The sequence below is a fragment of the Comamonas sp. 7D-2 genome, assembly GCF_022749555.1.
Lineage (GTDB): Bacteria > Pseudomonadota > Gammaproteobacteria > Burkholderiales > Burkholderiaceae_C > Comamonas > Comamonas thiooxydans.
The window spans coordinates 2,693,876-2,719,274 of the sequence record NZ_CP094238.1; the positions used below are offsets into that span (position 1 = coordinate 2,693,876).

Annotated in this window: 20 protein-coding genes and 6 pseudogenes; 13 read left to right on the forward strand and 13 right to left on the reverse strand. The window is 58.0% G+C overall.

Features of this window, described 5'->3' with window-relative positions:
- Positions 1 to 43 precede the first annotated feature (43 nt).
- The 5 genes and pseudogenes from MPZ60_RS12330 to MPZ60_RS12350 all read left to right on the forward strand — a co-directional run bounded on the left by MPZ60_RS12330 (position 44) and on the right by MPZ60_RS12350 (position 4,885).
- Positions 44 to 838, forward strand: coding sequence for a crotonase/enoyl-CoA hydratase family protein (locus MPZ60_RS12330; RefSeq protein WP_034355974.1), 795 nt, complete (start codon positions 44 to 46; stop codon positions 836 to 838).
- Positions 839 to 879: 41 nt separating this feature from the next.
- Positions 880 to 1,197, forward strand: coding sequence for a DUF485 domain-containing protein (locus MPZ60_RS12335; protein WP_034355977.1), 318 nt, complete (start codon positions 880 to 882; stop codon positions 1,195 to 1,197).
- Positions 1,194 to 2,762 carry a sodium/solute symporter gene (locus MPZ60_RS12340; protein ID WP_034355979.1) on the forward strand — a complete coding sequence of 523 codons (1,569 nt, stop codon included), beginning with the start codon at positions 1,194 to 1,196 and terminating at the stop codon, positions 2,760 to 2,762. Before MPZ60_RS12335 ends, MPZ60_RS12340 begins: the two co-directional genes overlap by 4 nt.
- Positions 2,763 to 2,785: 23 nt before the next feature.
- Positions 2,786 to 3,141: pseudogene (locus MPZ60_RS12345) on the forward strand (acyl-CoA dehydrogenase N-terminal domain-containing protein); the annotation flags it as partial.
- A gap of 220 nt (positions 3,142 to 3,361) precedes the next feature.
- Positions 3,362 to 4,885, forward strand: coding sequence for a CoA-acylating methylmalonate-semialdehyde dehydrogenase (locus tag MPZ60_RS12350; RefSeq protein ID WP_034355983.1), 1,524 nt, complete (start codon positions 3,362 to 3,364; stop codon positions 4,883 to 4,885).
- Positions 4,886 to 5,151: 266 nt separating this feature from the next.
- Here MPZ60_RS12350 and gloA read toward each other — a convergent pair whose 3' ends face one another.
- Positions 5,152 to 5,601 carry a lactoylglutathione lyase gene (gloA, locus tag MPZ60_RS12355; RefSeq protein ID WP_034355985.1) on the reverse strand — a complete coding sequence of 150 codons (450 nt, stop codon included), beginning with the start codon at positions 5,599 to 5,601 and terminating at the stop codon, positions 5,152 to 5,154.
- Positions 5,602 to 5,761: 160 nt separating this feature from the next.
- Here gloA and MPZ60_RS12360 point away from each other — a divergent pair.
- Positions 5,762 to 6,034 (forward strand): annotated as a pseudogene (locus tag MPZ60_RS12360) (transposase); the annotation flags it as partial.
- 87 nt (positions 6,035 to 6,121) lie between these two features.
- Here MPZ60_RS12360 and MPZ60_RS12365 read toward each other — a convergent pair.
- The 3 genes and pseudogenes from MPZ60_RS12365 to nirB all read right to left on the reverse strand — a co-directional run.
- A pseudogene (locus MPZ60_RS12365) lies at positions 6,122 to 6,812 on the reverse strand (hypothetical protein); the annotation flags it as partial.
- Between the two features lie 6 nt (positions 6,813 to 6,818).
- Positions 6,819 to 7,223, reverse strand: coding sequence for a nitrite reductase small subunit NirD (gene nirD, locus MPZ60_RS12370; protein ID WP_045838888.1), 405 nt, complete (start codon positions 7,221 to 7,223; stop codon positions 6,819 to 6,821).
- Positions 7,224 to 7,241: 18 nt separating this feature from the next.
- Positions 7,242 to 9,827: a nitrite reductase large subunit NirB gene (gene nirB, locus MPZ60_RS12375; protein WP_034355988.1), complete on the reverse strand. Its 2,586-nt coding sequence runs from the start codon at positions 9,825 to 9,827 to the stop codon at positions 7,242 to 7,244.
- A 160-nt stretch (positions 9,828 to 9,987) separates the two neighbouring features.
- Between nirB and MPZ60_RS12380 the strand changes: the two genes are divergently transcribed.
- Positions 9,988 to 10,176: a hypothetical protein gene (locus MPZ60_RS12380; protein ID WP_131324664.1), complete on the forward strand. Its 189-nt coding sequence runs from the start codon at positions 9,988 to 9,990 to the stop codon at positions 10,174 to 10,176.
- A complete protein-coding gene (locus tag MPZ60_RS12385) occupies positions 10,166 to 11,881 on the forward strand; it encodes a bifunctional protein-serine/threonine kinase/phosphatase (RefSeq protein ID WP_034355991.1) in 1,716 nt (571 codons plus the stop codon). Before MPZ60_RS12380 ends, MPZ60_RS12385 begins: the two co-directional genes overlap by 11 nt.
- Before the next feature lie 8 nt (positions 11,882 to 11,889).
- On the opposite strand, the gene MPZ60_RS12390 is transcribed toward MPZ60_RS12385, so the two are convergent.
- Complete coding sequence (locus MPZ60_RS12390) at positions 11,890 to 13,110, reverse strand: nitrate/nitrite transporter (RefSeq protein WP_034355994.1); 1,221 nt, start codon at positions 13,108 to 13,110, stop codon at positions 11,890 to 11,892.
- Positions 13,111 to 14,102: 992 nt separating this feature from the next.
- On the opposite strand from MPZ60_RS12390, the pseudogene MPZ60_RS12395 reads away from it, so the two are divergent.
- Positions 14,103 to 14,407 (forward strand): annotated as a pseudogene (locus MPZ60_RS12395) (IS5/IS1182 family transposase); the annotation flags it as partial.
- 497 nt (positions 14,408 to 14,904) lie between these two features.
- Here the strand turns inward: MPZ60_RS12395 and MPZ60_RS12400 are convergent.
- The gene (locus MPZ60_RS12400; protein WP_242608129.1) at positions 14,905 to 15,456 is read right to left on the reverse strand and encodes a 2OG-Fe(II) oxygenase; all 552 of its coding nucleotides are present in this window, start codon (positions 15,454 to 15,456) and stop codon (positions 14,905 to 14,907) included.
- A gap of 120 nt (positions 15,457 to 15,576) precedes the next feature.
- Positions 15,577 to 15,747, reverse strand: a pseudogene (locus MPZ60_RS12405) (integrase core domain-containing protein); the annotation flags it as partial.
- 79 nt (positions 15,748 to 15,826) lie between these two features.
- On the opposite strand from MPZ60_RS12405, the gene MPZ60_RS12410 reads away from it, so the two are divergent.
- The 3 genes from MPZ60_RS12410 (at position 15,827) to MPZ60_RS12420 (ending at position 18,162) form a co-directional block, all read left to right on the forward strand.
- Positions 15,827 to 16,231 carry a transposase gene (locus MPZ60_RS12410; protein WP_242881722.1) on the forward strand — a complete coding sequence of 135 codons (405 nt, stop codon included), beginning with the start codon at positions 15,827 to 15,829 and terminating at the stop codon, positions 16,229 to 16,231.
- Positions 16,228 to 16,560: an IS66 family insertion sequence element accessory protein TnpB gene (gene tnpB / locus MPZ60_RS12415; RefSeq protein WP_242881721.1), complete on the forward strand. Its 333-nt coding sequence runs from the start codon at positions 16,228 to 16,230 to the stop codon at positions 16,558 to 16,560. Before MPZ60_RS12410 ends, tnpB begins: the two co-directional genes overlap by 4 nt.
- An 84-nt stretch (positions 16,561 to 16,644) precedes the next feature.
- Positions 16,645 to 18,162, forward strand: coding sequence for an IS66 family transposase (locus MPZ60_RS12420; RefSeq protein WP_370688576.1), 1,518 nt, complete (start codon positions 16,645 to 16,647; stop codon positions 18,160 to 18,162).
- 53 nt (positions 18,163 to 18,215) lie between these two features.
- Here the strand turns inward: MPZ60_RS12420 and MPZ60_RS12425 are convergent.
- The 3 genes and pseudogenes from MPZ60_RS12425 to MPZ60_RS12435 all read right to left on the reverse strand — a co-directional run.
- Positions 18,216 to 19,138, reverse strand: a pseudogene (locus MPZ60_RS12425) (IS3 family transposase); the annotation flags it as partial.
- Positions 19,139 to 19,170: 32 nt separating this feature from the next.
- A complete protein-coding gene (locus MPZ60_RS12430) occupies positions 19,171 to 19,644 on the reverse strand; it encodes a hypothetical protein (RefSeq protein WP_034410882.1) in 474 nt (157 codons plus the stop codon).
- Positions 19,645 to 19,805: 161 nt separating this feature from the next.
- On the reverse strand, positions 19,806 to 20,285 hold the full coding sequence (locus tag MPZ60_RS12435; protein ID WP_034356811.1) for a hypothetical protein: 480 nt from the start codon (positions 20,283 to 20,285) through the stop codon (positions 19,806 to 19,808).
- A gap of 99 nt (positions 20,286 to 20,384) precedes the next feature.
- Between MPZ60_RS12435 and MPZ60_RS12440 the strand changes: the two genes are divergently transcribed.
- Positions 20,385 to 20,669, forward strand: a complete 285-nt coding sequence (locus MPZ60_RS12440; RefSeq protein ID WP_080746135.1) for a helix-turn-helix domain-containing protein — start codon at positions 20,385 to 20,387, stop codon at positions 20,667 to 20,669.
- A gap of 319 nt (positions 20,670 to 20,988) precedes the next feature.
- Here the strand turns inward: MPZ60_RS12440 and MPZ60_RS12445 are convergent, their stop codons facing one another.
- Genes MPZ60_RS12445 through MPZ60_RS12455 form a run of 3 tightly spaced genes read right to left on the reverse strand, consistent with a single transcriptional unit; the run spans position 20,989 to position 25,293 of the window.
- A complete protein-coding gene (locus MPZ60_RS12445) occupies positions 20,989 to 22,056 on the reverse strand; it encodes a hypothetical protein (protein WP_242881719.1) in 1,068 nt (355 codons plus the stop codon).
- A 1-nt stretch (position 22,057) separates the two neighbouring features.
- A complete protein-coding gene (gene mobH / locus MPZ60_RS12450) occupies positions 22,058 to 24,748 on the reverse strand; it encodes a MobH family relaxase (protein WP_242881718.1) in 2,691 nt (896 codons plus the stop codon).
- A complete protein-coding gene (locus MPZ60_RS12455; protein WP_242881717.1) occupies positions 24,745 to 25,293 on the reverse strand; it encodes a hypothetical protein in 549 nt (182 codons plus the stop codon). The genes mobH and MPZ60_RS12455 overlap by 4 nt, the downstream gene beginning before the upstream one ends.
- Positions 25,294 to 25,399: the final 106 nt, after the last annotated feature.

Here is a 25,399-nt window from a genome sequence, read left to right on the forward strand (position 1 = left end):
CCCCATTCGTTACCCATTTCACCGCTTGCAAGGAGTTCTTTCTATGTCTACCCCTCTTTTGCTGACGTCCGAGCAGGACGACGTCGGCATCGTTACCCTGAACATGGAGCACAAGCGCAATGCGCTGAACGAGGAAGCGATTACGGCCATCGATGCCTATTTTTCGGCTATTCCCAGCCACATCCGCGTCGTCCTTCTAATGGCCAAGGGTGAGCATTTCTGTGCCGGGCTCGATTTGAAGGAGCACCATGACAAGGAGCGCAGCGGCGTTGAATTCATGCGCGTGTGTCAGGGCTGGCACCGCGCGTTCGACAAGATCCAGCATGGCGGCATCCCTGTGGTCGCCTGCCTGCAAGGCGCCGTAGTAGGCGGTGGGCTGGAACTTGCCAGCGCGGCCCATGTCCGTGTGGCCGACAGTGGCACCTTCTTCGCGTTGCCCGAGGGAACACGTGGCATCTTCACTGGCGGCGGTGCCACTGTGCGCACGGCGCGCATCATCTCCGCCCCCCGCATGGTTGAGATGATGCTCACGGGCCGGGTTATCGATGCGCAGGAAGGCCGTCAACTCGGTCTGGCCCACTACGTCTGCGACTCCGCCAAGGGCGATACACCAGCCTCTGAATTGGCACTTTCCCTGGCGAAAAAGATCGCTGGCAACGCGGCGCTATCCAACTACGCCATCGTCAGTGCCATCAACCGCATTGCGGACATGTCGGCCACGGATGGTTTGTTCACCGAAGGGCTGGTCATGGCCATGATCCAGCAGGGGCATGACGTACAGCAGCGCCTGGGCGAGTTCGTCAACAAGAGGGCGCACAAGGTGCAACTGGGCCACTGATTCTGGTCGCCTGCCAACCCGCAACAACAACGGAGAGAAGCATGCTATCGAATGAAGAAATATGCCGGCGGCTGCCCGGCCACCCTGGCTACGAACAACTCAAAACCCAGCGCCGCCGCGTGGCATTTGCCTTTGCCAGCGTATGCCTGGGACTGTGTATGGCCTTCATTCTGGCTGCAGTGATGTCGCCTGCCAGTCTGGCCGTGCCTTTGAATCGCGAGGGAACGCTTACCAGCGGCGTGGCATGCGCCACCGGGCTGATCGCGTTGTCATGGGGGCTAACGGGCATTTATATCCACATTGCTAATACACGCTTCGACGCTCAGTGCACGCGGCTGCTGTCGGGGTTGCAAACATGAACACGCAGGCCATCCTGATCTTCGCTGGTTTTGTCGCCATCACGCTAGGCATCACCTACTGGGCATCAAACCGCACGCGTTCCACCTCGGATTTTTACACTGCAGGTGGCGGTATCACTGGGACCCAGAATGGAATGGCAATCGTGGGCGACTACATGTCTGCAGCCACATTGCTGGGTATCTCCAGTTTGGCATTCTCCAACGGCTTCGACTCGCTGATCTACGCGGTGTGTGCCTTCATGGGCTGGCCCATGATCATGTTTCTGATTGCTGAGCGCCTGCGCAACCTGGGGCGCTATACGCTGAGCGACATCGTTTCCTACCGCTTGGATGAGCGCAGTACGCGCATCTTCACCGCGATCAGTTCGCTGACCGTGGTGCTGTTCTACCTCATTGTGCAGATGGTTGGCGCCGGACAGTTGGTGCAGCTACTGTTTGGCATCGACTACACCTATGCCGTCATTGCCGTTGGTCTGCTGATGATGGTGTATGTCGTGGTCGGCGGCATGGTTGCAACGACCTGGGTGCAGATCATCAAGGCCGTGCTGATGCTGGGCAACGGCATCGTGCTGATGGTGCTTGCTTTGCGCTACTTTAATTTCGACTTCTCGTCCTTATTGGCGGCTGCTGCCAACAACCATCAGGCTGGCGAAGCGATGAAAGGGCCCTGGAAGCTCATGGCGAATCCGATCTCCGGCTTGTCACTGGCCGTCTCCCTAGTCTTTGGCATTGCGGGCCTGCCTCACATCATGATGCGTTTCTTCACCGTGCCCAATGCGCGCGCGGCCCGCAAATCGGTTTTCGTCGCCACAGGCTTGATGGGCGCGTTCTTTGTGATCATCTGCTTTCTGGGTCTCAGTGCAATGGCCATCCTGCCGAACTACCCCGCATTCTACGTGGACGGCAAGGTGGGCGGCCCTGTGCTGGGTGGCTCAAATATGCCCATCATGCACCTGGCGACCGCGCTGGGCGGCAACTTGCTGTTCGGCCTGCTGGCTGCCGTATCGTTCGCCACCATTCTCGCGGTGGTCAGTGGATTGACGCTGGCCGGTGCCTCCGCTATTGCGCATGACCTGTATGCAAAGGTCTACAAGAACGACCATGTTTCCCCCAGTGAGGCCATGCGCGTGAACCGTCTGGCCTCCATTGGCATCGGCATGGTAGCCATCGTGCTCGGTCTGCTCTTTCGAGATCAGAACGTGGCTTTCCTGGTGGCCCTTGCCTTCAGCATCGCTGCATCCGCCAACTTTCCAGTGTTGCTCATGTCGATGTACTGGCGCAGCCTGACGACCCGTGGTGCCTTGGCCGGCGGCCTGGTAGGGCTGAGCGTAGCTCTTGCTTTGGTAGTGCTCTCGCCTGCGGTATGGGTGCGCATCTTCCATTTCTCTGCGCCGGTATTTCCCTATGACTACCCCACACTGATTTCGATGCCGTTGGCATTCGTGGTGATCGTCGTGGTATCCCTCATGGACCGCTCGCCGCGCGCCGCGCAGGACAAAGCTGGGTTTCCTGCGCAGGAGGTGCGCGCGGAAACCGCCGTAGGCATTGCCTCTGTATCTCATTGAACGTACGGAAGATAAGCAAGGACATGACTTACCAAGCCCCCATTGACGACATGCTGTGTTGCATGAAGGAACTTGCTGGGCTAGACGCAACCGCGCGACTGCAGGGGCTGGAAGAAGTCATGCCGGAGACGGCCCAAGCCTGCGCCAAATTCACCCAGATAGTGATCGCGCCGCTGAATGCAGCTGGGGGACAAAACCCCGCTGCCTTGGCCGATGGCTCGGTGAGCACCTTGCCCGGCTTCAAATGGGCTTACCTGCGGTTGATGGAAGAGGGTTGCAGCCCCCCGCCTTTGGCGGCCAAGGTCTGCCCAGCATCGGCGCGGCATGCATGGAAATGCTCAACAGCGCCAGCATGAGCTTTGCATTGTGTCCGCTGCTGCCAGCAAGGTAATGTTGGCGCGCCAGAAGATAGATATGGCCTTCCTGAGCACAAAGATCGCCACATCGCACTTCTTACACCATCCGCATCCTTTCAAACGTTCCAGGCTTGCGCGACATCGTCATCGAAGGCAATGAAAGCACGCTGGCGTGTGAGTCGTTCTGAACACAGGCATTCGTCATTCGACGGGTTTCTTTTTCCACCGAACAGGAGTTTCATCATGACTGACATCAGTAACAGAACGGAAATCGCCCACTACATAGGCGGCGCTCACACCTCTGGCAACGGCACGCGTAAGCAACCCATCTACAACCCCGCCACCGGCGCCGTTAGCCGCCAGGTGCGTCTGGGTACGGCTCAGGACGTGGAGGCTGCCGTTGCTGCTGCGCAGTCTGCATTTCCGCGGTGGGCGGACACCCCGCCCATACGTCGCGCGCGCGTACTGTTCAAGTTCCTGGAACTGCTTAATCGCAATAAGGACGAACTCGCCGCACTCATCACGGCCGAGCATGGCAAGGTTTTTACTGATGCTCAAGGCGAGGTGGCACGGGGCATCGATATCGTCGAGTTCTCATGTGGAATTCCCCAACTCCTCAAAGGCGACTTTACCGATCAAGTCAGTACCGGTATTGATAACTGGACTCTGCGCCAGCCACTTGGCGTCGTCGCTGGTGTGACACCTTTCAATTTTCCCGTCATGGTGCCCATGTGGATGTTTCCCGTGGCCATTGCCGCCGGCAATTGCTTCGTGCTCAAGCCTAGCCCCATTGACCCCAGCCCGAGTTTGTTCATAGCCGATCTGTTGAAACAGTCGGGCTTGCCCGACGGCGTGTTCAACGTTGTGCAAGGAGACAAAGAGGTTGTAGATGCGCTGCTGGAGCACCCTGACGTGAAGGCGCTGAGCTTTGTCGGCTCTACCCCGATCGCCAATTACATCTATGAAACCGGTGCGCGCCATGGCAAGCGCGTGCAGGCGCTGGGAGGTGCCAAAAACCATATGGTGGTGATGCCAGATGCCGATATCGACCAGGCCGTGGATGCACTGATCGGTGCGGGCTATGGTTCAGCGGGGGAGCGCTGCATGGCCATCTCTGTCGCAGTCCTCGTAGGCGACGTCGCCGACAAGCTCATACCCAGATTGGTGGAACGAACCAGAGCATTGAAAGTGCTCAATGGCACCAATTTGGCGGCAGAGATGGGCCCCATCGTGACTCCTGCGGCGCATGCGCGTATCAGCAGCTATATCGAGCAGGGCGTTAAGGAGGGGGCACAACTGCTCGTTGATGGCCGTACCTTCCTGGGCGCTGCTGCCGGAGAGGGGTGCGCCAACGGCTTTTGGATGGGGGGCACGTTGTTCGACCAGGTTACGCCGGAAATGAGCATCTACCGGGAAGAGATCTTCGGCCCCGTGCTGTCATGTGTTCGAGTCGCTGATTTCTCCGCCGCAGTGCAACTCGTCAACAAGCATGAGTTTGGCAATGGCGTTGCATGTTTCACCCGCGATGGCAATGTGGCTCGGGAATTCACTCGGCGTATCCAGGTTGGGATGGTAGGTATCAACGTACCCATTCCGGTGCCCATGGCCTGGCACGGCTTTGGTGGGTGGAAGAAGAGCCTGTTTGGCGATATGCATGCCTATGGGGAGGAGGGGGTGCGCTTCTACACCAAACAGAAATCCGTCATGCAGCGTTGGCCCGAGAGCATTGGCAAAGGCGCGGAATTCGCCATGCCAACGGCCCAATAGGTAGAGGCAACATCCATTGCCGATGACTCTGAAGACAAACAGCTGCATGTATTTCGCAATGCTGTAGACGTGCGTCTCGTCTTGTTCGATCTCGCGCGTGCAGTCAACGATTTCCTGGCCGTTGGTGACGCAAGCCAGTGACAGTTCCTCGGTCAGGCGGAATCCAGGTGATTCTCGAAAAATCGCATATGGTCGCGGGCGTTGCAGGCCTTCCATCACTGGATAGAAAAAAGCCTACTCGCGTAGGCTTTTTTATTGCTCACCTGCTACGCGCTACGCAGCGGATCGATTTTTTTGGCGTCTGAGTGGCGTTCTTCGCTGTAATCGTTTGACTTTTTTTGTATTAATTCGATTTTGTAGCCATCAGGATCCGTCACAAAAGCAATGACGGTACTGCCGCCTTTGACGGGGCCAGCCTCACGGGTCACATTACCGCCGGCGGCCTTGATCTTCTCGCAGGCGGCATAGGCATCGGGCACACCCAGAGCAATATGACCGTAAGCCGTGCCCATGTCATAGTTCTCGGTTCCCCAGTTGTAAGTCAGCTCAATTTCCGCCTGACCCGGGTTACCACCTTCGAAGCCAAGAAAGGCCAACGAGTACTTGTACTCGGGGTTCTCGGACGTGCGCAGCAGTTGCATGCCGATGACGTTGGTGTAGAAATCAATAGAGCGCTGGAGATTGCCAACGCGCAACATCGTGTGGAGGAATCGCATAGGCACTATTTTGCCAGCAGGTTCTGAGTTGCAGGTGGGTGAAGTAATTTCTTGTACGTTTTTACAGTCATGCCTCCAAGAGCAGCTCGCTGAGCGACGTCCCCCCGGATTTGAGTAGCGTCTGACTCTGGAGTCCAATCCGGAAGACAGGAGATTGGACGTGAAAAAGAGATTTACAGAAGAACAGATCATTGGATTCCTGCGAGAAGCGGAGTCTGGACTGCCAGTGGCAGAGCTGCGCCGCCGGCACGCTTTCTCTTAGGTCAGCTACTACCTCTGGCGTAACAAGTTCGGCGGCATGAGCGTCTCGGACGCGAAACAGCTCAAGGAGCTAGAGCTTGAAAACGCCCGTATCAAGCGGCTGCTGGCCGAGTCCATGTTGGACGAAAGAAGCCTTGATAAAAAAGTGGTGAGCGCACCTGCACGGCGCGAGGATGGGCTGTGGACTCAGCGAACGCCGCTCACTGCTCGTCATCCAGCACTTACCGTCACAAGCCCGCTGAAAGCCGAAACGGTGACGTGGTACGTCCCACACATCTTCGACGAAGTGGCGCTCAGCTTCCACCAGCACTGCCCGTTGGCCAGGTAGGCCAGGGCCCATATAGCCCATCTCGCGTCCCCCCATTTGCGTTGGGCTGGCCTGTCAGCGAGAACGGACCGCTACCCGGCTTGCAGATTGCACCGGTAGCGAGGTGCAAGTTACAGATGGCATTGGTGTTCCAGGTGCCGTGCGTGCTCTGGTTCAGCCCCATGGTCCAGCAGCTCATCCAGGCCCCGGCTTTGCCGATCAATGCGCAGGAACAGGATGGGGTGGCAATCGGCCATATTGGCGCCGATCACGAAAAAGACATCGGCTTGATCGAAGTCCTTGTAGGAACCGGGGACATCTGGCCCGATACGTACAACGAAATAGCATCGGGGCCATGAGTGTCAAGGATGGTCTTGAGGCGCTGGGCAGTTTTCGTAATGGCCTCGTCCATTTTGACCTGCACAGGATCGCGCTGACGGTCAATGCGCGCAAATGCGGTCTCCATCCGGCCAGACTCCCTCAAAGTCTGCGAGCTGCTGGAGTCCTTGGTGCACAGGCGGCCGAAGTTGGTCGGGTGGCTTTTGATGCCGATGACCTTGATCACCTTACCCTGGTCCACATGCAGATTCATACCGCAGCCAACGCCGCAGTATGGGCACACAGAGAAGACTTCGTTGGCCATGTGCACTCAGTCCTTGAGCCAGACGATGCCGTCGCGCAGCTCGATGGAGTAGACCGGCAAGATGGTGTCCGGTTCTTCCACGCAGGCGCCGGTGCGCAGCAGATAGTGGTGCTTGTAGATGGGCGAGGCGACGACAGGTTCGCCGCCCAGGTCGCCAACGATGCCGCGAGAGAGTACGTTGGCACCACTGTGGGGATCATGGTTCCCTATGGCGTAGAGGCTGCCGTCGGTCAGCCGAAAGACGGCCACCTGACGACGCCCGATGAGAGCGCAAACGCCCGTGTCGGGCCAGATGTCGTCGAAAGGGCAGATGCGGTGCCAGATGGCAGCAGAGGCTGCGCTCTTGTTGGCGGCTGAGCTCGTGGGTGCGGCGGTGCGCGTGGGTTCTGGCGCAATGGCGGTATCGTTCATGAGGTGCTCCTTAGGGGGTCAAACGCTGGCTTCGACCAACACCGGGATGCCTTTGAGGCGTGAGTGCTTTTCGGCTTGGGTAGCGGGTCGGATCTGGCCGCGCTCCTGAACGAAGACAACGTTGTCGTCGCCTGCGTCGCTGTTGACGAAGGTACGCAGGCGCCGGACGACGGCGGGGTCGTCCACGGCCTTCTTCCATTCACAAGCGTAGGTGCCCACGACATGGGCCATTTGCGCCTCCAGCTCGGAGGCAAGACCCAGGCTGTCGTCGACCACAACGGCCCTGAGGTAGTCCAGGCCGCCTTCGAGGTTGTCGCGCCAGGTGCTGGTGCGCTGCAGCCGATCAGCGGTACGGATGTAGAACATCAGGAAGCGGTCGATCAGGCGTACCAACTGATCCTTGGAAAGGTCGGCTGCCAGCAGCTCGGCGTGGCGTGGTTTCATGCCGCCGTTGCCGCAGACATAGAGGTTCCAGCCTTTTTCTGTGGCGATCACCCCCACGTCCTTGCCCTGTGCTTCGGCGCATTCGCGTGTGCAGCCGGAAACGCCGAACTTGATTTTGTGTGGCGAGCGAAGGCCCTTGTAGCGGTTCTCCAGCTCGATGGCTAGGCCAACGCTGTCGTCCACGCCATAGCGACACCAGGTGGACCCTACGCAGCTCTTGACCGTACGCAGCGACTTGCCATAAGCATGGCCCGATTCAAAGCCTGCATCCACCAGCTCACGCCAGATCAGCGGCAGTTCGTGGACTTGGGCTCCGAACAGATCGATGCGTTGGCCGCCCGTGATCTTGGTATAGAGGCCGTAGTCCTTGGCGACCTTACCAATCACGATCAGTTGGTCAGGCGTGATCTCACCTGCGGGCACGCGTGGGACGATGGAATAAGTGCCGTCCTTCTGGATATTGCCCAGGAAGTAGTCGTTGCTATCCTGCAGCGGCGCACCGTTGCGGTCGAGAACGAAGTCGTTCCAGCAACTGGCCAGGATGTTGGCCACCGTGGGCTTGCAGATGTCGCAGCCATGACCTTTGCCATGTTGCTGCAGCAATTGCGCGAAGGTTCGGATTTCGCCAACGCGCACCAGGTGATAAAGCTCTTGGCGCGAGTGCGGAAAATGCTCGCAAAGGTGGTTGTTGACAGCTACGCCTTGGCGCTTGAGCTCGGCCTTGAGTACCTGGGTAACCAGCGGCACGCAGCCGCCGCAGGAGGTCCCCACCTTGGTGCAGGATTTAAGTTCGCTGATGGTTTGCACACCGCCAGCGATAGCTGAGCACAACTGCCCCTTGCTGACGTTGTTACACGAGCACAGTACCGCAGCGTCAGGCAGGGCGTCCACGCCGAGGCCTGGTTTGGCCGCGCCGTCGCTGGTTGGCAGGATGAGCTGGCCGGGTGCATCGGGCAACTCCATATTGTTGAGCGCCATCTGCAGAAGCGTGCCGTACTCTGCGGCATCCCCCACCAGCACGGCGCCCAGCAGGCGCTTGCCGTCTTCGCTGACAACGATTTTCTTATAGATCTGCTGCAGCTCGTCGGTGTAGTTAAAGCTGCGACTACCCGGCGTCTTGCCAAGTGCGTCCCCGATGCTGGCTACGTCCACACCCATGAGCTTGAGTTTGGTGCTCATGTCGGCGCCCGTGAACGTGGCATCGGCCTGTCCTGCCAAGTGAGCTGCGGCAACGCGGGCCATATCGTAGCCTGGCGCGACCAAACCGAAGACCTGCTCATTCCAGGCCGCGCATTCACCGATGGCATAGATGTCGTGATCGCTGGTGCGACAGTGGTCGTCAATGACCATGCCTCCGCGCGGACCGATGGCCAACATGCATTGACGTGCCAGTTCGTCGCGCGGCCGGATGCCGGCCGAGAACACGATCATGTCGGTTTCGAGATAAGTTCCTTCGGCGAACACCATGCGATGGCGCGCCGTGGCGCCATCGGTGATCTCAACAGTGTTGCGGCTGGTGTGAGCCTGCACGCCCAGCGATTCGATCTTGGTGCGCAGCACGCGACCGCCGCCTTCGTCCACTTGGACCATCATCAGGCGTGGTGCGAACTCCACGACATGGGTTTGCAGCCCCATGTCGCGCAAGGCCTTGGCACATTCCAGCCCCAGCAGCCCGCCGCCCACCACTACGCCGCTTTGGGACTTGGCCCCCGAGGCCTGCATGGCTTCGAGGTCCTCGATGGTTCGGTAGACAAAGCAGTGAGGGCGGTCGCGTCCCGGCACACCTGGTACAAAGGGTGAGGAGCCCGTTGCAAGCACCAGCTTGTCGAAGGCCAGTACTTCACCATTGGTCAGTTGCAGCGTACGATCGCGCCGCTCGATGGAGGCAACGCGGGCATTGAGGCGCAGCGTCAGGCCCGGGCGGTCGTAGAAGCCCTCTGGGACCAGGGACAGATCGTCGGCGCTGCGGCCACTGAAGAACTCCGACAGGTGGACACGGTCGTATGCCGGGCGCGGCTCCTCACCAAGTACCGTCACTTCCCATCCTGCTGCGCAAAGGTCGGGAAATTGTTCGGTTAGAGCTTCGACATAGCGTTGACCCACCATGCCGTTACCAACAACGATGAGCTTTCGTGGTGTTTTATGAATCGCGTGGGGCATGCGATATCCCTTCGTCGGAGGGGAGTGAAGCGAGTTACGCTCCCTCTCACGGTTAAAAAAACAAAAAGGCGCTTGCGCCATGACCTAGCCACCTTTGGCCAGGTATGTCGCAAACGCCGTTGTCCTCAACTGTCGGAGCTACATTGCCCAGACCGTTGCTATGAATAAAGCATTTTTTATGCCAATCGTTTTCTTGCTCATGGAGCTTGGCAGTGCCGTGGTTCCAAACGAAGGTGCTGCTGATTCTGATCTACCGATGCTTCAGTTCGGTGCGGTGTCCGCATCGATAGGCACTCTTGTGGGGCGCGATTGCAAGGAATGCCATTACGGATTCGCTCATGCCTTTTGAACTGGATATCGGATGGGTCTCACGCTCCGGTCGTGCGCAGGACAACGAGGACTTCGCGGCAGTACAACTGAAGGACGAAAGTTCGGGCCACGCCAGCATGCTCGCCGCCGTTGCCGATGGTGTCAGTGCGGGTGGCTGGGGCCGTGAAGCTGCACAGACCACGGTAACCTGTTTGGCACGCGACTTCTTTTGCACGCCAGTCACCTGGGAGCCTACCGTGGCGCTGGACCGCATCGTGGGTGCACAGAACGCTTGGCTCTATGGCATCAATCGACGGCGTCAGCCGGCCTATGGTCTGACCACGCTGACAGCTCTGGTTCTACGCGGGCAGAGTTTCACGCTGGCCCATGTAGGCGATACCCGTGCCTACCTGTTGCGACAAGGGCAGATCGAGCAGCTGACGGAGGACCATGTGATGGGCGGCGTGGACTTCGCGCACCGCCTGGCGCGCGCCATTGGCCTGGAGGATAGGGTCAGCATTGACTATCGGCAAGGAGAAGTGGTTCCCGGCGACATTTTTGTACTGCTGTCAGACGGCATACACAATGACGTCAAGCCGCGCGAGTTTGCCCAGTGGGCGGGCGAGGGCGGTGCACAGTCCCTGGCCGAACGCTTGGCTGATGCCGCGTGGCGCAACGGCAGCCGCGACAATCTCACAGCAGTGGTCGTTCGCGTGCTGGGCGTGAAGGAAGCAACCCTGGACGACACTATGCGTCGCGCACAGTCCCTTCCGCCATTGCCTCTGCTCAGGCCCGGCAGTCTGGTGGATGGGCTGCGTGTGGAGGCTTTAGTGGCCGACAGTGGCATTTACCGCGTGTACCGAGTGCTGGATGAGCGCAGCGGCCAGCGCCATGCGCTCAAAACGCTGCACACACAGCGTGCCCATGACCGCCAGGAATGGGCTGCTCTGGCCCATGAAGCATGGGTGGCCGGCCATCTGCAGACCGGAGCGGCAGCCCGACATCTGGTTCGGCTGCATGCTGCGCCGGTGGATCTGCCATCAGCTTTCTATCTTTTGTACGAATGGGTGGAGGGCGAGACGCTTTCTCAGTGGCTGGAGCGACGACATCAGCCTGGTGTAGACCAGGTGCTTGCCATAGGTCAGCAGGCCGCGCGTGTGCTGGGTTACCTGCACCGACAGGGTGTTATCCACCGCGACGTCAAGCCCGCGAACCTTCACTGCGGTGTTGATGGGGTGTTGCGTCTGCTCGACCTTGGCGTTGCGCTGACTGGCCGAGAGCCTCCCGAACTGCGTGCCTTACATGCGGGTACTGCTAGCTACATGAACCCCGAGCAGTGGGACGATCCGCCAGTGCCAGCAAGTGCGGGCAGCGACCTGTTCGCTTTGGGCGTGACGCTGTACCAGCTATTGACAAGTGGACGTCTGCCCTATGGTGAGGTTATCGCTTACCAGAGAGGGCGCTACTGGCGTGACCCAATACCTCCCAGTCGTCACAGCCCACAAGTACCAATCTGGCTGGATGCCATCGTTCTTAAGGCGATCGCTCGCGATCCTGCACAGCGCTTCGAGACGGCCGAAGAAATGTTGCTGGCGTTAGAGCGCGGAGCTGCGCGGCCACTATTGCCGCAAGCGTCCAGTCCACTCCTTGAGCGCGATCCAGCATTCGGTTGGAAGACAGCGCTCGCCTTCAGCGTTGTGCTCAATGTGGCGCTGCTTTACTGGTTACTGTTCCTGCCACGCTGAGCTTTGAATCAAGCCGGAACGGTGCGTGCGCGACCGCCTTTCTCCGCCCAGGTGCGTGTCCAGCGCAGTTGCATGTAGCGCAGCATCACCAACATGACTAGTGAAAAGCAGGCAAACACAGCGAATCCTGAGAAGTAACTGCCGGTGTGCTGTTGCGACAAACCCATGCTTGCAGGGATCAAGCCGCCGCCCAAAGCGCCCAACTCTCCGATCATGGAGCCGGCCACAGCAGTGGTTGTTGGCCACCGCAGAGGAACCAATTGGAACAAGGCACCATTGCCAGCTCCCAAGGCGGCAAAACATACCAAGAAGAACAGCACTGTGAGAGTTAAGGAGTGGCCGCTGAGTCCGCAAAGCAGCAAGCTAATGAAGACGACGACCAGCACTGCTGTGAGCGTGTTCACTCCGCCCCAGTGATCCGACAGCCAGCCGCCAAAAATGCGCGTAGTCGCACCCATAAACGCAGCCAGCATGGTCAACTGCCCAGCTTCAACTTTGCTCACACCGAATTGGTCATAAAAGTAGCTTGGCAGAAAAGTGGCTAAGCCAATGAAGCCGCCAAAGGTGACGGCATAAATTAGGCTGAAAGCCCAGCCGTCCTTCTCGATAAGGCAGGCAACATGGTCACGCAGAGTGGCATGTGCATCACGGTCTGCGGGTTCTCGGGCAAACACAATCATTACGACCATAGGCACCAGAATACCTAGAGCCGCAAAGCCGTATACGGCCTGCCAGCCAAAGGCCTGTGCCAACTGCGGTGCCAGCAGTGCGGCAAAGGCCGTTCCGATGTTGCCGGCACCAACTAGTCCCATTGCTAGTCCCTTGTAGCGCGGTGGAAATGAGCCTGAACCGAGTGAAAGAGCTACGCCGAAGCTGGCACCAGCAATGCCTAGCAAAACGCCCATGGCCAGCAGATCACCAAAGGAATCAACGGCGAAGTAGCCGTACAACATTGCGATGGCGATGCCCACCATCTCAACCAGGGTGGCATTCTTTCTACCGATGTACTGAGCCAGTAATCCCAGCGGAAAGCGCATCAGCGACCCCGCGAAGATTGGGATGGATAGCATCAGGCCCTTCTGCGCCGGTGTCAGATTAAAGCTCTCGCTGAGAAAAGGGGCCATTGCACCATTGATGACCCAAATGCCGCATGAGCAGGCGAAATAGAAGAATGATGCGCCCAAGGTTGGTGCATGCCCAGCTTGTAAAAAGTTTCGGAAGCCCGTCATTGCTTTCTGTCCCTACAAAAGAAAACGTCTACGCAGGCATTACCCGCAATAGCGGCCTATGCCTAACGTAGACGTCGTTGTCTTGATACAGCCGAATCTGCTTCATTGCAAAAACGGCTACAAGTCAGTTAAGCAAGATTCGTGCTCATCCGCTTGAGTGTGCAAAGAACATGATGGAGTGATGTTCTACCGAACCAAATGGCCCAACTCCTCGTAGGTCCGCGTTTCTCGACCTCCATGGCGGAGAGTTTGGTGTTAAGGGATACCCCGCCGGTTGAAGTCGCTTTGCGACCAAGAGCTGACGTCCGTGTTTGCAATCGTCCAGACCGATTCACGAAGATGACCCAGTTCAACCTCCAACCGTCGTTCAGAAGTCTGCGGTAGTCGGCAGCTCTTGACCGGAGCTGGGCCTGGCTACTTGTGAGCGCAGCACCACAAAGCGAACCTCCGACAGGCCCCAACGCCCATCTCGACTTTCAGGGGAACAGTCAGACGCGAAGGAGTCTCTTGTGCAGATGTCATCCAAGTCTGGCTTGATGTGTCCCACCATCCGCTCACGCGGACAGGAGCAGGCTGACTGATCGATAGCAAGTACCTCCAGCCTGTGTTCCCGAAGTCTTGACATGGACAGCCCTGAAGAGGTTGAAAAGCTACTCCAGGTACTGCCACCTTGTTCTGCACGTCACATCATTAAAAGCAGTACAAGGATTTACTTCACATTCGTACAACAATTTACTTCCCCCACCTTTGTCGGACAGCTACCGTTATTAATACTAATTTTGTTCCAGGTTGATTCACCTTGTTCTAAGGAGCCGGCCGAGGAGGAGGAACATGATTGGTTGAATTTTCATCAACTAATTTTGTTCTCATGGGAACATGACCAAGGATGTCCGGGCCCGATGTAATGAGCGCTTCCTCGACGAATTGTTCGATGACATGCGTAAGAACTTGAAACTCTCGCTGTCATACCTGTGCCCATAAGAGGCCGCTAACGACGCTTAGATGATTGGAACGCCATCGGCATCTTGCAGAAATTGCATCGAGCGATGTCGGAGCGACCGCAGGAACATGACCAGATTGATTGGAGCCGGGCCTGCATCGATGGCTCATCGGTACCAAGCCCCCAGGAGGGGCCAGAAAACGGGCCGCAATCCGGTCGATAGAGACAATCGTGGCTCCACGCGCGAACCTCGTTTAGATGCCAGAGGCATGCCGATGTAGGTTCTCGTCAGCGGTGCAGGCACGACTCATGATGTTCGAGAACTACATGGATGAGATTCCTGTCGTTGCAGGCCTGTTGTGGGGCGCACTCAAGCGATCCCAAATGTTTGATGGGCCAGACAGGTCGGACCGAGATGAGGACATTCCGATTAGAGCCAAGAGCGTCCAGCTCGAGTGTTAGATGGGAGCTTCATCAGCGAATGCCATCGGGGCCAGCGGGCAACCCGCCTGCACAACAGGCCGGATATAAGACTGCAGCCCTGCCTCCTGATTCTTCACGCACAACGGTTACTTGCAATCCGGGAGGCTTCCATATAAGCCGCTCTAAATGAAGTGGGCGACATCCTAGTGGATAGGGCCGGTGAGACTAATGAACCTATCTTGGTTTAGAAGTCGGTCCACTTCTGAGGACTGCAAAAAGCCACGTGCCCGTGGCGGCACCGGATACAACTGGCTATTTTTCGGCGAGCAACATGCTGCGGCCGACGTCTGTGAAAAACGTGAAAGTCGCACCTGGCGAAGTAGTTCAGTGGCATGGTGGCCTGAATGCAGAGAGTTAGCTTGATGTACGAGTTAGTCGACTGCGGTGGCCCTGTACATGACATCTGAACGAAGAACATACTTAACGCCGCTGGTCACCGCAGCACCTTCATGCCAAGTGTCATGGATGAACAAAAGGGCATCGCCTGCCTTAGGCGATATTTTGAAATCACGGAAGTCTGTCTCTCCTCCCGAAAAGCCATCGTTCAGGTAGACCAAGAAGGTCAGATGGCTAGTGAGCCCATCTTCCTTCCAAGGGCCATCTTTGTGCATCTTGAATCGTTGACCTTGTGTATATTTGTAAAATCTAAGATCCTTGGGTAATCCAACTGGCAACTCGTTTTCAATTTGCGGCAAAGCCGCACTTGCAAACCTGCGCCAAAGAAAATTGACCCATACCGGATCTTCGAGAGTGGTTCTATCGTTGTTGCGCACATTAGGCATTGGCTTCTGACCTTCAGAAGTTCGAACCTCTGCAGCACTGAACACACGTGCTTCGGACAGCGCTATAAGTTCGGAGCACTTGTCTATCTCCAGAAACGATGGAATGCTGAACACTCGATCTGTGTGGTACATGAGTTTCATACGCATGTTTCCAATGGATTGATATCCGTCACATTTAAGCATCATTTCCGTTCGTTTCTTAACCTCAATCACTAGCTCAAGGGGTAATCCCCCCTTAAACCATTGCTCTGAGAAGTAGAGCTATGCGGCCATGGCAAGCCGCTGTTTGGGGGTGATGCCGCCCAATGCCATATTTGGGCGTTCATGGTTATACCGCCACATCCATTGCGTGGCGTAATCTCGAACTTCATCAAGATTGCGCCAATGGTACTGTGACAGCCATTCATAGCGAACCGTTCTATTGAAACGTTCGTAAGCGTCCGGCAATCCCATGTTGAAGTGAGCGGTCGAGTCTCGCAAGATCGTGTGCACGCAAAGGAGCGTGCACACGATGCTGATAGAGCCAGAGATTTCGAGACATGAGGGGCGGCGTACGCACCGCACGTACAGCCGTGAATTCAAAGCCGAGGTGGTGGCTGCATGCCTGCAGCCCGGCGCGTCCGTCGCGGCCTTGGCCCTGAGCCACGGCATGAATGCCAACGTCGTACACCGTTGGATTAAGGAACACAGTCGCAATGGCCTCCATCAACTGAAGGCGACGCAGACCTCGCCGACGGCAACGCCGAGCGTCGCGCCGGTGGAGTTTGTTCAGTTGCCATTGCCTGCTGCGCCCGCCAAGCCCGAGCGTCAGGGCATTGAGGTCGAACTGCGCAAAGGTGCGCTCACGCTGCGCGTGACGTGGCCGGCAAGCCAGGCGCTGGACTTTGCCGATTGGACGGCGGCATTGCTGCGATGATCCGCATCGACGCGGCCTGGCTGGCCACCACGCCAATGGACATGCGAGCCGGCACCGACACGGCGTTGGCGAGGGTGGTTGCTGTCTTCGGCGCAGCCCACCCGCACCATGCCTACTTGTTCTCGAACAAACGGGCCAACCGCATCAAGATCCTGGTGCACGACGGCATCGGGGTTTGGCTGGCCGCGCGCCGGCTGCACCAGGGCAAGTTCATCTGGCCGATGGCCGGGGGCGCCAATCTCTCGTTGCAGCGCGAACAACTCGACGCGCTGGTGCTGGGTTTGCCCTGGCAGCGCCTGGGCGAGGCAGGCGTCATCACTGTGATCTGACGGTTGAGGTCCGAGTTGCGCTTGCCAATTGGGGCATGCGCCAATGGTGTGTTCAGTTCCGTGCTGGCATAGTGGATGCCCATGGTGGTGGACACGCAATCCCTGGAACAGATGAGCGCAGAGCAACTGCGCGAGATGACGGCGCGCCTGCTGGTGCAGGTCCGCCACCAGAGCGCACTGCTCGACAAGCTCACCCACGAGAACGCGCTCTTGAAGCGCATGAAATTCGCCGCCCAGTCTGAGCGCTTCAACCCCGAACAGAAGAGTCTGCTCGAAGACGAGATCGAAGCCGACTTGGCGGCCGTGGCCACCGAGATCGAGGCACTGCAGCCAACACAACCGACGGCGCCCGAAGGTAAGCAGCAGCCGAAGCGCACGCCGCTGCCAGCGCATCTGCCCCGGCGTGAGATCCACCACGAACCCGAATCCGCCACCTGCCAGTGCGGCTGTCAGATGAAGCGCATCGGCGAGGACATCGCTGAGAAGCTGGACTATGTGCCGGGCGTGTTCAGCGTGGAGCGACACATCCGCGGCAAGTGGGCGTGCGCGCAATGCGAGACCATCACCCAGGCACCGGTCGAGGCGCATGTCATCGACAAAGGCATCCCCACGACGGGCTTGTTGGCCCAGGTTCTGGTGGCCAAGTTCGCGGACCATTTGCCCTTGTACCGTCAGGAGTCCATCTTCGGCCGCGCCGGCTTGGCGATCCCGCGCTCCACCCTGGCGCAGTGGGTCGGCACTTGTGGGGTTCGTCTACAACCACTGGTCGACGCCCTGAAGACCGCAATCCTCGAACACCGTGTTCTGCATGCCGACGAGACCCCGGTGGCCATGCTCAAGCCTGGAGACGGCAAGACCCATCGCGCCTACCTGTGGGCCTATGCGCCCGGGGCCTTTGAAGACATCAAGGCCGTGGTGTACGACTTCTGCGAATCGCGAGCCGGCGAACATGCCCGGACATTCCTGGGCAACTGGAAAGGCAGCCTCACCTGCGATGACTTCAGTGGCTACAAAGCCTTGATTGCCAGCGGCGTGACCGAGGTTGGTTGCCTGGCGCACGCGCGCCGGAAATTCTTCGACCTGCACGCTGCCAACAAGAGCCAGATCGCAGAGTTCGCACTGGAACAGTTCGCACGAATCTATGAGGTCGAGCGCCAGGTCAAGGAACTGGATGCAGCACAGCGCACGGCAGCGCGGCAAGAGCAGATCAAACCGGTATTGGACGCCCTGCACCAGTGGATGCTGCTGCAGCGCCAGAAGGTGCCGGACAGCTCGGCGACAGCCAAGGCGCTTGACTACAGCCTGCGGCGTTGGGCGGCGCTCACGCGCTTCGTCGACGACGGGCAATTGCCCGTTGATAACAACTGGATCGAGAACCAGATCCGACCGATTGCCATTGGTCGTGCCAATTGGCTGTTCGCTGGTAGCTTGCGCGCAGGCCAGCGTGCCGCGGCCGTCATGAGCCTCATTCAATCCGCTCGCATGAACGGCCACGACCCCTACGCGTACCTCAAGGACGTGCTCACCCGGCTGCCCACCCACAAAGCCAGACGGATCGAGGAACTGCTGCCGCACCGCTGGCAGCCCGCTGTCGCCATCTGATCAAAGCCATGGCCGCCAACGGCGGTCAACATGGGTTCGCCGTGCGCTTACAAACGTTCGACATAGGCGTTTTGTGCAGGCTTGCCAGGCTGGATGTATTCCAATCGGATGCCTTTGGCAATCGCCCAGTTTTGCAGGACTGCGCTGATGTATTCGGGGCCGTTGTCACAGCGAATGACTTGGGGTTTGCCACGCCACTGGATGATTTGCTCCAATGCCCTAATGACACGCAGCGCAGGCAGCGAGAAGTCCACTTCAATGCCCAGCGCCTCTCGGTTGAAGTCATCAATGATGTTCAGCAGCCTGAAGCTGCGACCGTCTTCAAGCTGGTCGTGCATGAAGTCCGCAGACCAAACTGCACCAGGGCGCTCTGGTACGGCCAATGGCTGAGGTTTTGCTCGCTCCAAACGCTTTCGCGGCTTGATACGCAGATTGAGCTCCAACTCGCGGTAAATCCGGTAGACCCGTTTGTGGTTCCATTTGAAACCTCTGACGTTACGCAAATAAAGAAAGCACAGCCCAAAGCCCCAACTGCGATTGTTATCCGTCAGGCGCAGCAGCCACTGGGCAATCTCATCATTGTCTGTGTTGCGTTGCGCCTTGTAGCGGTAGCAGGCTTGGCTAATTTGAAACGCCTGACACGCTGCACGAATCGTCAGGCCCCGGTGTTGCACTGCTTGTTGAGCCATCTCGCGTCTGCGAGATGGCCTCACCACTTTTTTGCGAGCGCCTCCGAGACGACCTCCGCCTTGAGCTTTTCTTCGATGTACATCTTGCGCAGCCGGCGGTTCTCTTCTTCGAGCTCCTTCATGCGGGCCATCAAAGATGCATCCATGCCACCAAACTTGGCACGCCACTTGTAGAACGTGGCTGCGCTGATGCCCAGCTCACGGCACAGCTCGGGCACTGCCAAGCCAGCTTCTGCACGCTTGAGCGCATCGATGATTTGGCTGTCTGTAAAACGTGACTTCTTCATAGTAGAGATTCTCCTTGGGAGGTCTCTACTTCTCAAGACGTTGGTTTTACGGGGGGATTACCCTCAAGACCAGAAGACTGCCAATATGCATGTTGCGCTGGCGTTCCCATCCACAAACAATCTTCTGAGATTCCGACTCTTTCAAGCAATCGGATAGTGTCAATTACATCATCTGACACGGCTCCTGCACGAACTGCTTTGTTCATTCGTTCGTACACTGAGATGCGCTCTTGCAGCGCTACCTCACGCTGCTGCAATCTCGCGCGCTCAGTTTCGTATTCTTTTAGACTCTGCTCTGTTTGACTTGACTTGATACCCAGGTGCTGAACCTTACGACTGTCAAAAAAAGAGCGCTGGGCCAAGTAAACATAGTCCCCAGACAGCTTCCAAAACATACGACCACCTAGCTTTTGCAAATAACGCCGAGTGCGAATCAACTCTTTATAAGCACGAGTCGCATCGATCACTTGCTTGGCAGTGACGTTTGGCTGCTGCTTGAACTCCATGTTGTATTCAAAAACTTATTTTTAGAAAAATTTAGGAAAACCTTTATTTTTCAATAATTTGCAGAGTTTCCTCAAAAAATTCACCCGCATCCTAACTTGCGCAAGTTATATAACATGTGCAAGTTAGGGTTGGCGCATGACTGTGATGAATGTCCTTGTTGTCAGTGAAGTTCGTTCGTTTCACTAACGGACTTCGCCAGATAGACGGGGAACTCTAGAAGCTGCTCCCAGTCTTTGAGTTGATCTGCCGTGGCTTCAAGCAGCGAATCTACATGATGACTGCCATCCACTTTTGTATAGATCTTGGTCATGAGACGAGGGTCCGCCGGATCTGCAGCTTCCCAGATCCCCGTCAGCAGGTCCTTTTGCCAACCGCCGCCCTTGGAGATAGGAATAGGAGTCATGAGATACGCAGAGAGTATTGACTCATGCTGCGAAGCAAAGCTCAAAACATCTTCTGCTGTAGACAACAACACAGTGTCTGTGAAAGAGAGCTCATCACTACCTTCTCGATAGACCCACTGATAGTCGATCATGAACCAAATTCGTCGCAGTTGGAGCTCGACACCTGTCCAAACATGAGTGCCTTTGTTGTACAGGTGGGAAACAGGATGCTTGTTGGCGTCGTTGGTCTGAAACATGAAATCGTGGGATTGGCTGACACACCCAACAGCAAGGGGTGTGAAGCTTGCTAGGTTAGAGAACAATGATTATGTATCATTAATGCTGGTGCTCAAATGATGCAACCCCGCGACAGTCGGCGGGTGCCAAGTGTCTCTGAACTCAACTTTCGTCAAGCAGTTGCGGCTGAGGTCAAAGCTCGTCGTGGCTTGATCGGAATCAGTCAGGAAGAGCTCGCGTTTCGTGCGGGACTTCATCGAACTTTCATTGCAAGGCTAGAGGTGGCCAGTACCCAGCCATCGCTGAGCGTTACGTTCCAGTTGGCTGAGGCCTTGCTAGTAGCTCCCGAAGAATTAGTGAAGGCTGTTCGTTTGAGGATGGCACGTTCAACTCGTGAAGGATAGTTCGGCTTCACCATCAATGACAGTACAAGAACTTACTTCACACTCGTACAAGAATTTACTTCACCCACCTGTTTAAGCAGCTTGGCCCTGAACCTGCCGGCCAAGCTATTTAACATAATATACATCGTCTCTAGTAGAAAAGCTTTAAAAAAATGAGCGCTAAGGCTCTGATTTCTAAGGCTTTTGGCGGACCTCACGGCCAGCATCGCTACTACAACCTCTTACCCAAATTCAGCGAGAAGAACAACTCACCTCGTTGACGCACGGTTCGCACTCTAAGGACTTCGTTCCCAACTGTCAAACATTTTTGTTTGACCTGTCATCTTTTTCCGGCATCGGCGCTGCGTCCGCTGCTACAAAGTCGCAAGCACTGGACCCGTTCCGGGCCCCCGCAGGAGCCGCACGGCATCCAGTCTGAGTCCACCATTGAATCGCTCACATTGTCGATGTCTCCACATCCAACTGGACACGTGTGTGGATCAAACCCATGGCTGCAAGAACCATCGTCACGCAGCATCTGCACGGTCTTCGCTCGTTGAGCAGGCGTTGGAACAGCGATCTCGATGGCGCGATCGAGCTGCAGCTCGGGCACCTGCAGCAGCGCCAGGTCAATGCTGGCCCCCACGCGTAGCTCGTAGGTCTCGTACACCTGGCCACAGCCTTGATTGGCAGCGTCCGACAAGGCTGCGCACTTCGCTGCCCAGTCGTTTTCCGAGAAGACTTGCGCCTCGCGAGCTGGTGCCACTTCGAGCGCGACGACACTTGGAGACGTAGTAGTAGTTCTTTGTATAGAAGACCCTTGTATATAGAGTGCAGGAAACGGCAAATCCAGTTTGCAGGTTTCGGCAACCAACTTGGGCTCCAGTTTGCAGGTTTCGGCAAGCGGTTTCGCTGCCTGCTTGATGACTTGGCCAAGCCATTGGCCATCGACGTAATCGAGTAGCCCCTCCAGGACGGCCTGCCTCTCGTCATTGGTCATGGGGCGACCTGGGCATTGCGTGGGCAAGGCCCTGCCAGATCCGCCGCAACGCCTGCACTGGGTGCGATCGTGGCCGATGCTGTGGAGTGAAAAAACAGCGGCCCGTGGCGCGGGCTGGTCGGAGTCCATCATGGTGCGATCGATGTGCTCAAGCTCGGCAATGACGGCTGGGCAGACCGGCATCAATCCATTGCCTGGTGGCCAGCGCTGCAGCCACATGACCTGATCCGGGTATTTGAGGCCGAGCTTGGCGTGGCGCCAGGTCAAGCTGCCCTCGGCAAAAGCACTGAGCACGTTCCATCGGTGCCGCAGCCGAAACCAGAAGCTACGCGATTTCCATAGCTCTAGGCGCTTGTCTGGCGCGGTGTTGTCGCCAATCTCGTAATCAGTTGAGCAGGTGGATTTCATATCAAACCATCTTCAATGCGGGATTGCTGGGGGGGATGGGCTGCACCCACCGGCCTGGGCTGGTGAGGACAACACAGGACAGGTGGGCCACGACCGTGCCGCGGCTGTGGATCTCATAGCGAACGATGTTTGTGCGGTTCGCGGCTGGCAGGTGCCAGCCACACTTGATGACCTCCCGCTGGGTCTTGGTGCTGAGCTCGTCGACAGTGAGATCCTCGTGGCCGTCCTCACGGTCGCCATGGCGTGCGTACTCCTTGAAAATCTTGGGCGAAACCAGGGCCATGCCCTCCTCCACGAAGTGAATCGCCGCGCCGGTCTCATTGAACTTGAGCTCGCGATTGACCAGACCCATTTGCACCCACTGCATGAAAGCCAATGCCAAGGGGCTTGGCTCGGGTGGCGGCTTGTCGGGGTTTGCGTCGATGTCGGGCAGCGGCTGAAGCAGAAGAACCGGCCCCGGTGTTGCTGCTGCCGCCGGCGGCGGACTTGCAGTGACGGTGCGTCCCTTGAGTACGGGCAGGTCATCGAGCTCGTCCAGATCAGCGGCCATGCGCTTGAACTCGGCACTCACGCTTTGAGAGCGCGGCACTTGGTCATGGCGTAGCACGGGAGCGGGATTCTTAGGTGCGCTTGGTGCTGGTGGCGGCGCAGCTGCTGCAGGTTTGACAGAAGGCGGCCTTGCGGCCGCAGTTGCGGCAGCTTGGGGCGGCTGGTGCAAGGTGGCGGGCTGAGGAGGCGCAGCTGGTGGCGGCACCGCTGCGGCATCCTGGAATGGTTGCTCCAAGGGCGCTGCGCCCTTCTCTGCCGGCTGTGGGTTCTTGGCCGGCTTGTTCTTTTTGCCAGGTCTGTCCGATGCTGTTGCAGATTCGGATGGATCGAGGAAGTAGCTGCCCTCGCTGTCGCCCAGCAAATACGCGGCTTCGCCGTTGTCGAGGCTGTCGTAGTCCAGCTTCAATGGGGTGGGCACGCCGGATCTCGATGCTGCCCCAGCTTCAGACTCGTCGTAGGCTGTATCAGCTTGGGTCTGCTGCACTGGCGCCGTAGGCGCCCTAACTGCCATGACTGCCGCAGTTTGGGATGGCGTTTCTGGTGCAGGTGCCTTGGCTGCTGCCGCAGTGGTTGCCGCAGGCCTGGGCTTTGCCGCAGCATTCGGCGGCTTGGTGAAAGTGGGCTCCCGCATGATGGCGGCATGCTTTTTAGCTTCTGCCGCATCCTGGGGCCGTTGCTTCGCAGGCTTTGCCGCAACCTGGGATGGTTGGGCTGAGGATGCCGCAGCTGCTGGTGCATTGGCATCGATTGCTGCCGCAGATTCCGATGCACTGAGAGTTGCAGCAGCTTGATGTACGTCTTGCCCTGCTCCATCCTTGCGACGGTCGCGGATCTCCAGCCGCCCGCGCATGGCGGCCGGGTACTTGCTCTCGTGGTTGAACAGCTTGGCCAGAGGGAACTTGAGCATGGCAAAGTCATGCATGTAGGCCCCCTGCTCTGACCCATCCTCGGCGTAACCGTGCACTGTGACATGCCAGACGGCCTGGCCGCTGGCCGGGTTCAGCTCGATCGCGCCGTAGTCCTGCCAGGTGTCGAACAGCCGGTCGTTCTTTGCGTTGCCAGGCACGCTTTCGTCGGGCTCGTTTGCTTGGATGTGCTCTCGCACGGTATCAGCGAGGCGCTTGGCCACGAACCAGATCGCCCCCTCGAACACCCAACCTGCCGCACCATTCCGGTTCAGCGGGAGTTGTGTGCCAGCTTGGAGCATGGTCCTCATGGATTGCATCAGCAGCTCGATGAGAGGCACGGCCTTGGCCGTCGCGAAGCGGGCCTTGGAGCCTTTTTGCAAGGCACGCTGCGTGGATAGTTGGTCGGCCCGCTTGACGATCGTGGCGACGAGACTGTCCTTGTCCTGGCCGGTGAGGTATTGCTCCAGGGCATCCAAGGCTGTGGGCGTGTGCGCCAGGAATCGCAGCGCACTTTCTGGCGCAATGCGTGGTAGCAGCAGCTGGGCCAGCTTGGCATGGGCGCTGTAGTCGCGCTGCCCCTTGGGCGCGAAGTCCACCAGGTACTCGGCAGTGCGTTGGCCAGCGATCTGCGACAGGCTTCCGCCTGCAGGTGCCCAACGTATAGGATCGTTCTCTCCTACCGGACGCCACGCGATGCGTAGGTCGGTCATGGGCTTGGCGATGTCGTGCAGCAAAGCGCAGAAGAACACCACATAGGTCCATTGATCGCGCTGGGCGTCAACGATCTCGATCTGGCTTCCGCCTGGCAGCAGATGGGCATTGCGCCAGGTCATGGCCGCGAGCAGCATCTCGATGGTGTGCGACAGCAGGCCGCCTGCGTGGGCGTGGTGGTGCGCTTCGGAGGCCGGCATGAGCTGCACGAACTCGGCGTACCGCCGAATCGCCGGCAGCAGGTCCCGCTCCCAAATGGCCTGAGACTGATGCGACTGGCTCCAGATCTGGGTGATAGCTCGTTCTGCGCGGACCGTGGCCAGCAGCTGCTGGGCATTGAGCACGCGCAACCATCCGGGCTCACTGCCCGCGATGTGGATCTCGTCTGGCTTGAGTGGCAGATGTTGAGCGCCCGTCGATACTGGCGCGTCGGGCAGCGGCAGCGGGCCTGCAGGCGCAGACTGCACGGGCGTGGCCTTGCTCCAGGGCACCATGGCAAGCAACTTTGAAGCAATACTCTTCACGCGCACTCCTCTTGAAGCAGGATTCGAGCGAAGTGCTGGGCACGCGCTGACTTGCCATCGGTGGGAGTCCAGATAGACAGCTCCTCCCCAGGCTGGCCCAGCGCGAGGAAGTCCATGAAACTCTGCTGCAGCGGGTCCCATTTGATGCGTGAGGCGATACCGTCGCGGCCCCAGTCACCGCATGTTTGCACGAACGGCTGCGCCACGACTCGCATGACGAAGCTGTGCCAGTTCTTCTCTTGCTGAGGTTTGGGCACATGCGGCATTTTGGGATGGTCAGCAACCAGCTGCAGCAGGATTGAGCGCACGCAGACGATTGGGTCAAGCTCCTCCTCCAGATGCTGCTCCAGCCCCTCGAAGCGACCTAACCAACGCATGAGCGGGTTCGTTTTGCTGGCGAGGCCCAGCAGCTGCAGGCTGTCTGCGATAGCGAATATCGAGCAGCCACGATCGAGCGGATCTCGGCCTAGAAATGGTGGATCACTGTTGGCTCTCTGCTGGATGTGCTGACTATGTAGGTGCGGTGCGCGGGCGAGGTCGTCCATGGGTCGCAACCGTACCTAGTGCGCCCTCAACTGTCAGCGCGAAACCCTGTGGTGATGACCAGAGGCTTTTCGCTTGAAATAAGCGGAAAAATATGTTAATAAAATT

Excerpts from the sequence above, each read along its gene's own strand:
- MPZ60_RS12445 (WP_242881719.1), bottom strand. The coding sequence starts at position 22,056 with ATGAAATCCACCTGCTCAACTGATTACGAGATTGGCGACAACACCGCG.
- nirB (WP_034355988.1), bottom strand. The coding sequence starts at position 9,827 with ATGCCCCACGCGATTCATAAAACACCACGAAAGCTCATCGTTGTTGGT.
- MPZ60_RS12400 (WP_242608129.1), bottom strand. The coding sequence starts at position 15,456 with ATGAAACTCATGTACCACACAGATCGAGTGTTCAGCATTCCATCGTTT.
- MPZ60_RS12340 (WP_034355979.1), top strand. The coding sequence starts at position 1,194 with ATGAACACGCAGGCCATCCTGATCTTCGCTGGTTTTGTCGCCATCACG.
- MPZ60_RS12380 (WP_131324664.1), top strand. The coding sequence starts at position 9,988 with ATGAATAAAGCATTTTTTATGCCAATCGTTTTCTTGCTCATGGAGCTT.
- MPZ60_RS12430 (WP_034410882.1), bottom strand. The coding sequence starts at position 19,644 with ATGGAGTTCAAGCAGCAGCCAAACGTCACTGCCAAGCAAGTGATCGAT.
- tnpB (WP_242881721.1), top strand. The coding sequence starts at position 16,228 with ATGATCCGCATCGACGCGGCCTGGCTGGCCACCACGCCAATGGACATG.
- MPZ60_RS12350 (WP_034355983.1), top strand. The coding sequence starts at position 3,362 with ATGACTGACATCAGTAACAGAACGGAAATCGCCCACTACATAGGCGGC.
- MPZ60_RS12390 (WP_034355994.1), bottom strand. The coding sequence starts at position 13,110 with ATGACGGGCTTCCGAAACTTTTTACAAGCTGGGCATGCACCAACCTTG.
- MPZ60_RS12435 (WP_034356811.1), bottom strand. The coding sequence starts at position 20,285 with ATGTTTCAGACCAACGACGCCAACAAGCATCCTGTTTCCCACCTGTAC.
- nirD (WP_045838888.1), bottom strand. The coding sequence starts at position 7,223 with ATGAACGATACCGCCATTGCGCCAGAACCCACGCGCACCGCCGCACCC.
- MPZ60_RS12455 (WP_242881717.1), bottom strand. The coding sequence starts at position 25,293 with ATGGACGACCTCGCCCGCGCACCGCACCTACATAGTCAGCACATCCAG.
- MPZ60_RS12385 (WP_034355991.1), top strand. The coding sequence starts at position 10,166 with ATGCCTTTTGAACTGGATATCGGATGGGTCTCACGCTCCGGTCGTGCG.
- MPZ60_RS12440 (WP_080746135.1), top strand. The coding sequence starts at position 20,385 with ATGCAACCCCGCGACAGTCGGCGGGTGCCAAGTGTCTCTGAACTCAAC.
- MPZ60_RS12330 (WP_034355974.1), top strand. The coding sequence starts at position 44 with ATGTCTACCCCTCTTTTGCTGACGTCCGAGCAGGACGACGTCGGCATC.
- gloA (WP_034355985.1), bottom strand. The coding sequence starts at position 5,601 with ATGCGATTCCTCCACACGATGTTGCGCGTTGGCAATCTCCAGCGCTCT.
- MPZ60_RS12335 (WP_034355977.1), top strand. The coding sequence starts at position 880 with ATGCTATCGAATGAAGAAATATGCCGGCGGCTGCCCGGCCACCCTGGC.
- MPZ60_RS12410 (WP_242881722.1), top strand. The coding sequence starts at position 15,827 with ATGCTGATAGAGCCAGAGATTTCGAGACATGAGGGGCGGCGTACGCAC.